The 12,264-nt window shown below is 62.8% G+C and carries 15 protein-coding genes; 4 read left to right on the plus strand and 11 right to left on the minus strand.

Annotation, left to right across the window (positions count from 1 at the left end; translation table 11 throughout):
- Nucleotides 1-51: 51 nt before the first annotated feature.
- Genes HW090_RS13665 through HW090_RS13690 form a run of 6 tightly spaced genes read right to left on the minus strand, consistent with a single transcriptional unit; the run spans nt 52 to nt 4,432 of the window.
- Nucleotides 52-375 carry a DUF3392 domain-containing protein gene (locus HW090_RS13665; protein WP_179114032.1) on the minus strand — a complete coding sequence of 108 codons (324 nt, stop codon included), beginning with the start codon at nt 373-375 and terminating at the stop codon, nt 52-54.
- 8 nt (nt 376-383) lie between these two features.
- Complete coding sequence (hemW, locus tag HW090_RS13670) at nt 384-1,598, minus strand: radical SAM family heme chaperone HemW (RefSeq protein WP_179114033.1); 1,215 nt, start codon at nt 1,596-1,598, stop codon at nt 384-386.
- Complete coding sequence (gene rdgB, locus HW090_RS13675) at nt 1,595-2,185, minus strand: RdgB/HAM1 family non-canonical purine NTP pyrophosphatase (protein WP_179114916.1); 591 nt, start codon at nt 2,183-2,185, stop codon at nt 1,595-1,597. Before rdgB ends, hemW begins: the two co-directional genes overlap by 4 nt.
- A 17-nt stretch (nt 2,186-2,202) precedes the next feature.
- Nucleotides 2,203-2,637, minus strand: a complete 435-nt coding sequence (locus HW090_RS13680) for a DUF4426 domain-containing protein (protein WP_179114034.1) — start codon at nt 2,635-2,637, stop codon at nt 2,203-2,205.
- A 20-nt stretch (nt 2,638-2,657) separates the two neighbouring features.
- A complete protein-coding gene (gene metW, locus HW090_RS13685; RefSeq protein WP_179114035.1) occupies nt 2,658-3,278 on the minus strand; it encodes a methionine biosynthesis protein MetW in 621 nt (206 codons plus the stop codon).
- Nucleotides 3,279-3,292: 14 nt separating this feature from the next.
- Nucleotides 3,293-4,432 (minus strand): homoserine O-acetyltransferase, encoded by a 1,140-nt coding sequence (locus tag HW090_RS13690; protein ID WP_179114036.1) that lies wholly within the window; start codon nt 4,430-4,432, stop codon nt 3,293-3,295.
- A 318-nt stretch (nt 4,433-4,750) separates the two neighbouring features.
- Between HW090_RS13690 and HW090_RS13695 the strand changes: the two genes are divergently transcribed.
- Nucleotides 4,751-5,926 (plus strand): IS4 family transposase, encoded by a 1,176-nt coding sequence (locus tag HW090_RS13695; RefSeq protein WP_179112490.1) that lies wholly within the window; start codon nt 4,751-4,753, stop codon nt 5,924-5,926.
- Nucleotides 5,927-6,055: 129 nt separating this feature from the next.
- On the opposite strand, the gene HW090_RS13700 is transcribed toward HW090_RS13695, so the two are convergent.
- From HW090_RS13700 to HW090_RS13715, 4 genes are read right to left on the minus strand one after another with little or no spacing between them, the layout of a single operon-like run.
- A complete protein-coding gene (locus HW090_RS13700; protein ID WP_179114037.1) occupies nt 6,056-6,352 on the minus strand; it encodes a DUF167 domain-containing protein in 297 nt (98 codons plus the stop codon).
- A gap of 2 nt (nt 6,353-6,354) precedes the next feature.
- Complete coding sequence (locus HW090_RS13705) at nt 6,355-6,948, minus strand: YggT family protein (RefSeq protein WP_179114038.1); 594 nt, start codon at nt 6,946-6,948, stop codon at nt 6,355-6,357.
- A 9-nt stretch (nt 6,949-6,957) separates the two neighbouring features.
- Nucleotides 6,958-7,779 (minus strand): pyrroline-5-carboxylate reductase, encoded by an 822-nt coding sequence (gene proC / locus HW090_RS13710; protein WP_179114039.1) that lies wholly within the window; start codon nt 7,777-7,779, stop codon nt 6,958-6,960.
- Complete coding sequence (locus HW090_RS13715) at nt 7,776-8,486, minus strand: YggS family pyridoxal phosphate-dependent enzyme (protein WP_179114040.1); 711 nt, start codon at nt 8,484-8,486, stop codon at nt 7,776-7,778. The genes proC and HW090_RS13715 overlap by 4 nt, the downstream gene beginning before the upstream one ends.
- A gap of 66 nt (nt 8,487-8,552) precedes the next feature.
- Between HW090_RS13715 and HW090_RS13720 the strand changes: the two genes are divergently transcribed.
- The 3 genes from HW090_RS13720 (at nt 8,553) to HW090_RS13730 (ending at nt 11,745) form a co-directional block, all read left to right on the plus strand.
- Nucleotides 8,553-9,587, plus strand: a complete 1,035-nt coding sequence (locus tag HW090_RS13720) for a type IV pilus twitching motility protein PilT (RefSeq protein ID WP_179114041.1) — start codon at nt 8,553-8,555, stop codon at nt 9,585-9,587.
- A 165-nt stretch (nt 9,588-9,752) separates the two neighbouring features.
- On the plus strand, nt 9,753-10,886 hold the full coding sequence (locus HW090_RS13725) for a PilT/PilU family type 4a pilus ATPase (RefSeq protein WP_179114042.1): 1,134 nt from the start codon (nt 9,753-9,755) through the stop codon (nt 10,884-10,886).
- A 460-nt stretch (nt 10,887-11,346) separates the two neighbouring features.
- Nucleotides 11,347-11,745: a TM2 domain-containing protein gene (locus HW090_RS13730; protein ID WP_179114043.1), complete on the plus strand. Its 399-nt coding sequence runs from the start codon at nt 11,347-11,349 to the stop codon at nt 11,743-11,745.
- Nucleotides 11,746-11,816: 71 nt separating this feature from the next.
- On the opposite strand, the gene HW090_RS13735 is transcribed toward HW090_RS13730, so the two are convergent.
- On the minus strand, nt 11,817-12,200 hold the full coding sequence (locus HW090_RS13735; protein WP_256930674.1) for a transcriptional regulator: 384 nt from the start codon (nt 12,198-12,200) through the stop codon (nt 11,817-11,819).
- Between the last annotated feature and the right edge of the window lie 64 nt (nt 12,201-12,264).

Raw genomic sequence — 12,264 nt, forward strand, 5'->3', positions numbered from 1 at the left:
CCCGCGATTTTCGAATGCTCTTCCCCGAGTCATGGGGCTGTGTATCCGTCCTCAATTCCGATCCGCAATCACCCCGACGATCAGAAACATCAGCAACAGCACTGGCGACAGTGTGAAGTTGTTCAACTGCGCCAGGCCTTTGCTCAGCCAGGGCGTCAGGTAGACGATGCCCAGGCCGTAGACCAGGGCGCAGAAGACGACGAACAAAAGGGTGCGCAGCAGGAAATTGAGGCCGCCGATATTGCGCTGTACCCAGGCATTGAGCGCCGGGCCGAACAGCACGAACAGGGTCGCCATAAAGGCCAGGGAAATATCGTAGAGGTGGCTGCGGCTCCAGCGCGAGAGGCTGGCGATCAGGTCGAGCAGGATGTCCATGGGTGTCCTCAGTCGAGAAAAAGCTGTAGCAGGTCGTTCAGGAAAAGTTGCCCTTGCGGCGTGGCCACCAGGCGTTCCGGCGAGCTGGCCAGCAGGCCCTTGGCTTGCGCTGCCTGGCGTGCCTTGGCAAGGCTGGCCAGTGGCAGGCCGGTGCGCTGGCTGAACAGTTCGTTGGGTACGCCGTTGGTCAGGCGCAGGGCGTTCATCAGGAATTCGAAGGGCAGTTCGTCGATTTCCAGCGCCTTGCTGCCGGCCTGGAAGTGTTTGCCAGGGTCGAGGTAGTCCTTCGGCAATCGGGTTTTCCAACTGCGCAGGATGCGACCGTCGGCCTGGCTCAGCTTGGCGTGGGCGCCTGCGCCGATGCCGAGGAAGTCGCCGAAGGTCCAGTAGTTGAGGTTGTGCCGTGCCTGCCGCCCTGGCTGGGCATAGGCCGAAGTTTCGTACTGCGTGTAGCCATGTTCGGCGAGCAGCCGCTGGCCGGCTTCCTGGATATCCCAGAGGGTGTCGTCCTCGGGCAGTTGCGGCGGCTTGTTCCAGAACACCGTGTTGGGTTCCAGGGTCAGCTGGTACCAGGAAATATGCGTCGGGCGCTGGGCAATGGCGGTGCGCAGGTCGTACAGCGCATCCTCCAGCGACTGATCGGGCAGGCCGTGCATCAGGTCGAGGTTGAAGTTGTCGAAGCCCGCCGCACGCGCCATGTCGGCCGCCCGTATGGCTTCGTCGCCATCGTGGATACGTCCCAGTGCCTTGAGTTTTTCCGCCTGGAAGCTCTGCACGCCGATGGACAGGCGGTTGATGCCGAGCGCACGGTAATCGCGGAACTTGGCCTGCTCGAAGGTGCCGGGGTTGGCTTCCAGGGTGATCTCGATATCCGCCGCGAACGGTACGCGCTGCTGCATGCCGTCGAGGATGCGCCCCAGCGCATGGGCACTGAACAGGCTCGGTGTACCGCCACCGAAGAAGATCGAACGCAGCTCGCGGCCCTGAACCTGCGCGAGGTCGGCATCCAGATCGGCCAGCAGCGCGGCGACGTACTCGTCTTCTGGCAACTGCGGGCCGCTGGTGTGGGAGTTGAAGTCGCAGTACGGGCATTTGCGCACGCACCAGGGGATATGCACATAGGCCGCCAAGGGCGGCAGCTCGAAGGGGCAAGCCACAGGCTGCGAGCCGATGTCGCTGTCTTCACTTGCCGCTTGTGGTTGGCCGCTCGTGGCTATGATCATCGCCCCAACCGCTGTTTCAACAGCGTCATCGCACGGGCGCGGTGGCTCAGGCGGTTCTTCTCGACTGGCGGCAGCTCGGCGCTTGAGCAGGCGCTCTCGGGGACCCAGAACAGCGGGTCGTAACCGAAGCCGTGCTCGCCGCTGGGCGCGTGCAGGATGCGTCCGTGCCAGAGGCCTTCGCAGAGGATCGGCAGCGGGTCGTCGGCATGTCGCACCAGTGCCAGCACGCAGACGAACTGGGCGCCGCGCTGCTCGTCAGGCACGTCGCGCAGGGCGTCGAGCAGCTTGGCGTTGTTCGCCGCGTCGCCCTGGCCGTCGGCGTAGCGGGCCGAGTAGATACCGGGCGCGCCGCCGAGGAAGTCCACCGCCAGGCCGGAATCGTCGGCCAGTGCCGGCAGGCCGGAAATCCGCGCTGCATTGCGCGCCTTGAGGATGGCGTTCTCGACGAAGGACAGGCCGGTTTCTTCCGGCTCGACCTGGCTGAACTCGCCGATGGAGCGCAGCCGCACGCTGTCGCCGAGCATGGCCTGCAGTTCTTTGAGCTTGCCGGCGTTATGACTGGCCAGTACCAGTTCCTTGAAAGGCATATCGTTGCTGGGCATGGTCACTCGTCCGGAAAGACTTCCTGATTGAAGCCGAAGCTGATCGGCTCGGCGCCAACGGGCTGTACGTTGAGGGTGAAGCGCAGGGTCTCGCGCGAGTCGAAGGGGAACTGCGCCAGGTAATAGATGGCGTCTTCGCCTTCCTTGAGCTGCTTGAAGGCCAACGGGCGCTCCTGGCCGAGCAGGTTCTTCACGCTGCCGCTGACCAGCGCCAGGGTCGGCTTGCCGGCCTTGAGCACCGAGACATTGACCACGCCCTGCTGCTTGCTGCGCACCAGCCCGGCCGCCGCGGCGATATCCGGTTGCAGGAAGCCCGAGTTGAAGGCGATGTAGTGGATGTCGTATTCGCCGACACTGTGCTTGCGTTCGGCGCTGGCCGGCAGGCTCAGGCCAAGGGTCAGGCAGAGGGTGATGAACAGGGCGCCGATGCGTGGCATGGGTGGCTCTCCTTACAGGGTCAGGTGGCGATGCGGACGTCGCGGGCGGTCGGCCCGGTGACGCGGTAGATGCCGATCTCGCCCAGCAGGTTGGGCCACAGGCGGCTGCCCAGGCTGTGGCGGTGTTCGCGGTCCACCGCCAGGCGTTCGAGTACTCGCGCGTCGCGCTCCTTGCACAGGCGCTCGAAGTCTTCGAAGGTGCAGAAGTGGATGTTCGGCGTGTTGTACCAGGTGTAGGGGAGGAAGTCCGACACCGGCATGCGGCCCTTGGTGGTCAGGTACCAGCGGCAGCGCCAGTGCCCGAAGTTGGGGAAGGTGATGATGCACTGGCGACCGACCCGCAGCATTTCCTCGAGGATACGGTCGGGGTAATGCATGGCCTGCAGCGACTGGGTCATCACCACCACGTCGAAGCTGTCGTTGGTGAAATTGCCCAGCCCCTTGTCCAGGTCCTGTTCGATGACGTTGATGCCCTTTTCGATGCAGGCGGCGATATTGTCCGGGTCGATTTCCAGCCCGTAGCCGCTGACCTGCTTGTGGTCGCGCAGCCAGGCCAGCAGTTCGCCCTTGCCGCAGCCCAGGTCGAGCACCCGGCTACCGGCGGGAATCCATTCCTGGATGATGTCCAGATCGGCTCGCATGTTCGCTCCTCGGCTTAGATGACGATGCGGTTCATGTAACCGCTGAAGGCTTGCAGGTAGCGCGGAATCGGGATCAGGAAGGCGTCGTGTCCCTGTGGCGCGTCGATCTCCAGGTAGCTGACGTTCTTGCGCGCCGTCATCAGGGCATCGACGATCTCCCGCGAGCGTTCCGGCGAGAAGCGCCAGTCGGTGGTGAAGGAGATCAGATAGAAGTCCGCCGTGGCCGGGGCGAAGGTCGTCGCCAGGTTGTCGCCATGGGCAGCCGCCGGGTCGAAGTAATCCAGCGCCTTGGTCATCAACAGGTAGGTATTGGCGTCGAAACGGCTGGAGAACTCCTCGCCCTGGTAGCGCAGGTAGCTTTCGACCTGGAATTCCACGCTGTTGAAGTCGTAGTTGAGCTTTTCGCTCTTCAGCCCGCGCCCGAACTTGGTGCCCATGGCATCGTCGGACAGGTAGGTGATATGCCCGACCATGCGTGCCAGCATCAGCCCGCGCCGCGGAATGACGCCCTGTTCCTGGAAGTGTCCGCCATGGAACTCGGGGTCGGAGAGGATCGCCTGGCGCGCTACTTCGTTGAAGGCGATGTTCTGCGCCGACAGGCGTGGCGCCGAGGCGATGGCCACGCAATGGCGCAGGCGCTCGGGGTAGCTGATCGACCATTGCAGCGCCTGCATGCCGCCCAGGCTGCCGCCAACCACGGCGGCCCACTGCGTGATACCCAGCACATCGGCCAGGCGCGCCTGGCTGTGCACCCAGTCTTCCACGGTCACCACGGGGAAGTCCGCGCCATAGGGCTTGCCGGTGGCCGGGTTGATGCTGCTGGGGCCGGTGGAGCCGTTACAGCCACCCAGGTTGTTCAGACTGACGACGAAGAAACGGTTGGTGTCGATGGCCTTGCCGGGGCCGATGCAGCTGTCCCACCAGCCCGGCTTGCGGTCTTCTTCGCTGTGGTAGCCGGCGGCATGGTGATGACCGGAGAGGGCGTGGCAGATCAATACGGCGTTGCTGTGCGCTTCGTTCAGCTCGCCGTAGGTTTCGATGATCAGTTCGTACTCGTCCAGGCTGCGGCCACAGGCCAGAGCCAGCGGCTCGCTGAAGTGCAGCACCCGGGGCTGGACCAGGCCGACGGAGTCTTCGGGAAATGCAGTGGGCATTGCGACCCTGCTATCGAATCGGAGAAAGGGCGCAAGTCTAAAGAGCGATGCCCCCAGCAGCAAGCGTGGTGGGGTCGCGTCCAGGGGGATCGGGTGTGTCGCAGGCCAAGGGCGGTGCCTGCTGCTGTACTGTCATCGTGTTATCCCCACTAAAACGAGTGGGGCGCCAGGTGTGCGGTGCCAAGGCGACCGCTTGGATTCCCGCCTGCGCGCACTACTGTCCGGTACGAATTTTGCGGTCGATGTTGAAAGGCTTGTGAAACCTGGGAGTACGGCTTAAACCGTAGAGCGCCAACTCAATCTCGCAGGTTTCACAAGGTGTTCAGAATAAGCCGGTTCCACGATCTACTCAAAGCCCTCCCACGTGGTGTATTTGATCGCGCTGTCGTTCAGCAAGACGCGGACAGTCACAGCCGACGCTTTACAAGCTGGGATCACCTAGTTGCGATGCTATACGCCCACCTGTCTGGGGCCGGCAGCCTGCGTGAGCTCGAGTCCAGCTTCAATAGCCAGCCCAATCACCACTATCACTTGGGAACGTCTGCGATCAGGCGTTCAACACTGGCCGAAGCCAATGGGAGACGCTGTCCAGAGGTTTTCGCCCAAGCGGCGCAGTACCTGATGGCGTGCACCAGTCGGCAACAACGCAGGGACACAAAAGAGCTGCTGTACCTATTGGACTCGACCTCCATCACCCTGAAGGGCTCAGGCTTTGACGACTGGACGTTATCGGATCGAACACGCCGAACTCAGGGGGTCAAAGTCCATGTGCAGTACGCCAACCACTGCGCAGCCCCTGTGGATTGCCGTTTCAGTGCCGCCAATGTCAACGATATTGAAGTCGGCAAGTGCCTGGAGATTGAGCCTTACGCCACCTATGTATTCGACAAGGGCTATTGCGATTACAACTGGTGGGCCCGCCTGGAGGAGAACAAGGCCCGCTTCGTGACACGGTTCAAGTACAACGCGGGGCTCAAGGTTCTTTCCTCGCGCGAGATTGGCAGCGGAGAACAAGGCGTGATTTTGCAGGATGAGTACGTCAGGTTTGCCCACCGGCATCCTGGTGGAAAACGCATCAATCACTATGAAAAACCTTTACGCCGAATCGTCGTCCACCGCCCTGAGCATGATCGTCCGCTGATCCTGGCGACCAACGACCTAGAGAGCCCAGCGGCGGATATTGCTGAGCTTTACCGCCGCCGCTGGCGAATCGAATTGTTCTTCAAATGGATCAAGCAGCACTTGAAGATCAAGCAGTTTCTGGGGCGTAGCGAAAATGCGGTACGCATTCAAATTCTCTGCGCCCTGATCAGCTACCTGCTACTGAGCCTTCACCGGATGGTGACAGGTGAAAAGAAGAGCCTGTGGATGTTTATGGTGGAGGTGCGCTCAACACTGCTACAGCGTCCAGAGATAGAGGTTGAGCGTTATCGAAAGCGACAGGCGCAAAAACAAGAAATCGAGCAACGACAGGGACAGCTATTCCTTGCATAAGGAGTGCCGGACAGTAGTGCGCCTGCGCGGGAATGACGAAGGTTTCCTCAACACTCGTCGTCCCCGCGAAGGCAGGGACCCAGGTGCACGGTCCTGATGACACTATACGACAGCGTCTGTGTGCGAGGTTTAACGCTCCGGACGTGCCAGCCCCGGCAGGTCCGGCAATTGTCGGGGCGCATGGATGCGCAGGCGTTTCTGCCGGTTCAGCTCGCCGCTCTCCAGGCTGACCTGGCTTTTCGCCACGCCGAAGGCCTTGGCCAGGAACGCCTGCAGATGGGCGTTGGCCTTGCCTTCGACCGGCGGGGCGGTAAGGCGGATTTTCAGGCGCTCGCCATGCAACCCGGCGAACTCGTCCTTGCTCGCCTTGGGTTGCAGGTGGCAGACGAGGATCAGGTCCTCGCCATCCCAGCGGAAGAAGCTCACGCTCAGAGGAACGGGCTGAGCATGGGCGGCAGGCCGGTATAGGCGGCCAGCTTGCCGATGATGAAGCGGTCCGCCAGGTTGAGGGCGATGAAGGCGAAGATCGGCGAGATATCCAGGCCGCCCAGGTTCGGCAGCAATTTACGGAACGGCGCCAGGAAGGGTTCGCAGATCTGGTTGATCAACTGTGCACCGGGGTTGTGGCTGCCAGGGGCGACCCAGGAGAGGATCACACTGATGATCAGGGCGAAGAAGAACACCTTGAGGAACAGCGAGGTCACGCCGATCACCGACCACACCAGCAACTGCGGCAGCAGGCCGAGGGCGTTGTAGCCGATCAGCGCCAGGGTGACCAGCATCAGCAGCAGTTGTACCAGCAGCGCCAGCACCAGCGAGGCCAGGTCGAGGCCGCCGATGCTCGGGATCAGCTTGCGCAGCGGGCGCAGCAGCGGGTGCGTGGCCTTGACGATGAACTGGCTGAGCGGGTTGTAGAAGTCGGCGCGCACCAGTTGCAGGATGAAGCGCAACAGCACGATCAGCAGGTACAGGCTGCCGAGGGTCTGGATGATGTAGACAAGGGCTTCGATGAGTCCGGACATGCTGTCTCCTTATTTGCCCAGTTGTTCGGCGAGTTCGGCGGAGCGGTGGGCGGCGGCGTTCAGCGCCTGCCCGACCAGCGCTTCGAAGCCGCCGGCCTGGAAGGCTTTGATCGCGGCTTCGGTGGTTCCGTTCGGTGAGGTGACGCGACGGCGCAGTTCGCTGGCGTCGACGTCGCTTTCCTTGGCCATGCGCGCCGCGCCCAGTGCGGTTTGCAGGACCAGTTCGATGGCGGTTTCGCGTGGCAGGCCGAGCTGCTGGCCCGCGTCGGCCATGGCTTCGATCAGCAGGAAGAAATAGGCCGGGCCGCTGCCGGACACGGCGGTGACCGCGTCGATCAGGTGCTCTTCTTCCAGCCAGACGCTGATGCCGACCGCGCCGAGCAGGCGTTCGGCCTGTTGGCGTTGCTCATCGGAAACCCGCGCATTGGCATACAGGCCGCTGGCGCCAAGGCCGAGCAGCGACGGCGTATTGGGCATGCAGCGTACCAGCGGCAGTTCACGACCGAGCCAGCGTTGCAGGCTGTCGCAGGTGATACCGGCGGCGATCGACACCACAAGCGCCTGTTCCGGCAGGTGCGGGGCGAGGTCGCGGCAGACCGCCTGCATCACCTGTGGCTTGATCGCCAGGACCACGATGTCCGCGTCGGCGAGGGCCTGGGCGTTGTCTGCCAAAGTCTCGATGTCGTGCTGGGCGGCGATGGCTTCGCGTTGCTGCGGAGAGGGATCGCTGGCGCGAATCCGCTCGGCCTCGATGCCCTGGGCGCGCAGCCCGCCGATCAGGCTGGCGGCCATGTTGCCGGCGCCGATGAAGGTGATGCGGGGAGTGCTCATGCAGGGGTTCCTTGATTCGTGTCGGGCTTGCCGGAGTAGTCGCGGGCGCCGAACAGCGCCGTGCCGATGCGCACCCAGGTGGCGCCTTCGGCGATGGCGCTTTCCAGGTCCTGGCTCATGCCCATGGACAATGTATCCAGGCCGTCCTCGCGCTCCAGCAGGTGGCGCAGACGGGCAAAGGCGGCGCGTTGCTCGGCGAGGTCGTCGCTGGGTGCGGGAATGGTCATCAGACCGCGTAGCCGCAGGTTTGGCAACTGCGCCACGGCAGCGGCCAGAGGGGCGACCTCTTCGGGGGCGCAGCCGGACTTGCTGTCCTCGCCGCTGACGTTGACCTGCAGGCAGATATTCAGCGGTGGCAGGTGTGCGGGGCGTTGGTCCGACAGGCGCTGGGCGATTTTCAGCCGGTCCACCGAGTGCACCCAGTCGAAGTGCTCGGCGATGGCGCGGGTCTTGTTGGACTGGATCGGGCCGATGAAATGCCAGACCAGGGGCAGGTCGTCGAGCAGGCGCTGCTTGTCCAGCGCCTCCTGCAGGTAGTTCTCGCCGAAGTCGTTCAGCCCGGCTTCGTGGGCTTCGCGCACGGCATGCGCCGGTTGCGTCTTGCTCACCGCAAGCAGTCCCACCGAGGCGGCTTCGCGTGCGGAAACCTGCGCTGCGTCACAGATGCGTGAAACCACCTTTGCAATATTCTTCGCTATCGTGGACATTGTTTTGCGCCGTACAGCCAGGGTCTGCGCGGCATTCTACCTGCTTGAATGTAATTGGGGAGTCCCATGGATATCACTGAACTGCTGGCGTTCAGCGTCAAGCAGGGCGCGTCCGACCTGCACCTTTCCGCCGGCCTGCCGCCGATGATCCGCGTCGATGGCGACGTGCGTCGCATCAACCTGCCGCCGCAGGACCACAAGCAGGTGCATACGCTGATCTACGACATCATGAATGATCGGCAGCGCAAGGATTTCGAAGAGCGGCTGGAAACCGACTTCTCCTTCGAGGTGCCCGGCCTGGCGCGTTTCCGGGTCAACGCCTTCAACCAGAACCGTGGTGCCGGCGCGGTGTTCCGCACCATTCCCTCACGGGTGCTGACCCTGGATGACCTGGGCATGGGCGAGGTGTTCCGCAAGATCGCCGACGTACCACGCGGGCTGGTGCTGGTGACCGGGCCGACCGGCTCGGGCAAGTCCACCACCCTGGCGGCGATGCTCGACTACCTCAACGAAAGCCGCTACCAGCACATCCTCACCATCGAGGATCCGATCGAGTTCGTGCATGAGTCGAAGAAGTGCCTGGTCAACCAGCGCGAGGTGCACCGTGATACCCGCAGTTTCTCCGATGCCCTGCGCTCGGCGTTGCGTGAGGACCCGGACATCATCCTGGTCGGCGAGATGCGCGACCTCGAAACCATCCGTCTGGCACTGACCGCGGCGGAAACCGGTCACCTGGTGTTCGGCACCCTGCACACCACCTCGGCGGCCAAGACCATCGACCGGGTGGTGGACGTGTTCCCAGCGGAAGAGAAGAGCATGGTGCGCTCGATGCTGTCGGAGTCGTTGCAGGCGGTGATTTCCCAGGCGCTGCTGAAGAAGATCGGCGGTGGCCGGGTGGCCGCCCACGAGATCATGATCGGCACTCCGGCGATCCGTAACCTGATTCGCGAGGACAAGGTGGCGCAGATGTATTCGTCGATCCAGACCGGCGGCTCGCTGGGCATGCAGACCCTGGACGCGTCACTCAAGGCGCTGGTGGCCAAGGGGATCGTCAGCCGCGACAGTGCCCGTGAAAAGGCCAAGTCGCCCGAAGGTTTCTAGTGCTACGACAACGATCAAATACCGTGGGCGACGGCCTTGTGTAGGGTGCGCCGCGCGCACCTGAATGATCGGCACCGCTATCCCTGGTCTGATCCGGCGCCCCCTGCGCTGTCTTCCAGTCCATACCCACCCTGACTGTACGAGTCGATGATGGAATTCGAACAGATGGAATTCGAAAAATTACTGCGCCTGATGGTGGAGCGTGGCGGCTCCGATCTGTTCATTACGGTGGGCGTCGCGCCGTCGATGAAGGTCGCTGGGCGGATCGAGCCGGTCGGCACGCAGCCGCTGTCGGCCGAGCAGGTACGAAGCATGGTGCTGGCAGAAATGGACGAGCGTCAGCGCCGTGAGTTCTCGGAGCACCACGAGTGCAATTTCGCCATCGATGCCAGTGGAATCGGGCGTTTTCGTGTCAGCGCTTTCTCCCAGCGCAACCAGGCGGGTATGGTGTTGCGTCGCATCGAGACCCACATCCCTAGCATCGAGGCGCTGCAACTGCCGGACACCCTGGCGCAACTGGCGATGGCCCGCCGGGGCCTGGTGCTGTTCGTCGGAGGTACCGGCACCGGCAAGTCCACCTCGCTGGCCGCCCTGGTCGGGCACCGCAACCGCAACGCCAGCGGGCATATCATCACCATCGAGGACCCCATCGAGTTCCTGCATCAACACCAGGGCTGCATCGTCACCCAGCGCGAGGTCGGTATCGACACCGATTCCTTCGAGGTGGCGCTGAAGAACACCCTGCGCCAGGCCCCGGATGTGATCCTGATCGGCGAGGTTCGCTCCAGGGAAACCATGGAGCATGCCCTGGCCTTCGCCGAAACCGGGCACCTGTGTCTGGCCACGCTGCACGCCAACAACGCCAACCAGGCGCTGGACCGCATCATCAACTTCTTCCCGGCGGACCGGCACAATCAGGTCTGGATGGACCTCTCGCTCAACCTCAAGGCCATCGTCGCCCAGCAATTATTGCCCTCTGCCGATGGCAAGGGACGCCGTGCGGCTATCGAGGTGCTGCTCAACACGCCACTGGCCTCCGACCTGATCCGCAAGGGCGAGGTGCAGGAATTGAAGGAGCTTATGAAACGCTCCGGTGAGCAGGGTATGCAGACGTTCGACCAGGCGCTGCTCGAACTCTATCGAAGCGGGGCGATCACCTACGAGGACGCTCTGCTACATGCTGATTCAGCCAATGACCTGCGCCTGATGATCAAGCTGGAACGCGGTGTCGAGCCAGTGGGTGGCGATGCCATGGGCTTGAGCCTGCAGCTCGATGGGGAGGCGCCGCCTCTTCGTTGAGCAGTGCGCGGGTGGTCATGGGGCTTGCAGCCCGCCACCTGACACCCGCACAGCCGTCTTATGCGGTGGCTGTAGGAAGAAGCCCGCCGGCCTTAGCCTTGCACACCTAGGCTCCCGCCTGCGCGGGAGCGACAGAGTAGGGGCTTTTCCTATGGTCACCTCGGTATTGGCCGCGAGCCCGACCAGCCCCTCGGAGCAACCTTCGCCGACAGGGATGTCGGCGAAGAGCCCCATGGATGGGTTCATGCGTGTTGCGTAGAGGGGCTGGTCGGGTTCGCGACGCCACATATCATCAGGGCACCGCAAACGGTTTACGGCCCATCACGGACAAAATTGCCAATCCAGCTGCAATACACGACAGGCATGGCGCGTTGCCCTGGTCGTTCAGCGGCTTCTCCTTGAACGGCATGCCGTTGAGTGGCACGGTTAGCCACGACCATCGATAGCGGAGCGGTGCTTCATGCAGACACGCGATACTCACAGCAAGATCATCGGCTACCTGTTGTGGATCTTCGGGTTCCTGGGTTCCCATCGCTTCTACTATGGCCGCCCGGTGACCGGCACCATCTGGTTCTTCACCCTGGGCCTGTTCTTCATCGGCTGGATCATCGACCTGTTCCTGATCCCGTCGATGGACCGCGAGGCCAGCCTGCGTTTCCATGGCGGCGATATCGACTACAACATCGCCTGGATACTGCTGACCTTCCTCGGCGCCTTCGGTGTGCATCGCATGTATCAGGGCAAGTGGATCACCGGCATCCTCTACCTGTGTACCCTGGGCTTGTTCGGTCTGGGTGTGCTTTATGACTTCTGGACGCTGAATACGCAGATTTCCGTGCGCAACGCAGAGCGCGGTTGATCGTCGGCGGTTGTGATAACGAGACAGATCACGGGCGCGGAGGGGGATGAACCCTCCGCGCCCGTGGTCGTTCAGGGCTTCGAGGCTTCGGCCTGGACGAAGGTCAGGATGATGTCGCGTACCAGCTTGCGCCGCCCGTGCGAAAGTTTGAGAAAGGCTTCCAGGGTTTCCCGCTCCTGATGGGCCAGGCCCGCCAACTGGTCGTTTTCCCTGCCGATGCGCTCCGGCACCTCATCGCCGAAGCGTAACGTCTGCGGGTCTATCCTCAGCCACTGCGCGAGTACCAGCATCTTGTCCTCGGTTGGCAGGGCCTCGCCGCGCAACCAGCGTCGCACTGCATGCAGCGTCAGCGGTTTTCCCCAATAACGCAGGTTGAACTCGCGTTCCAGCACCGATGGTCTGGGCTCGTAGCCTGCATTTATCAGGGCGGCGTGCAGTCGTTCGGCGAACTTCATTCGTATGTTTTCCATTGGCAAACACTACGGGTGTGTGCCCATGACTGGCGTAACCGTATTTTTG

This window comes from Pseudomonas sp. ABC1, from assembly GCF_013395055.1.
Lineage (GTDB): Bacteria > Pseudomonadota > Gammaproteobacteria > Pseudomonadales > Pseudomonadaceae > Stutzerimonas.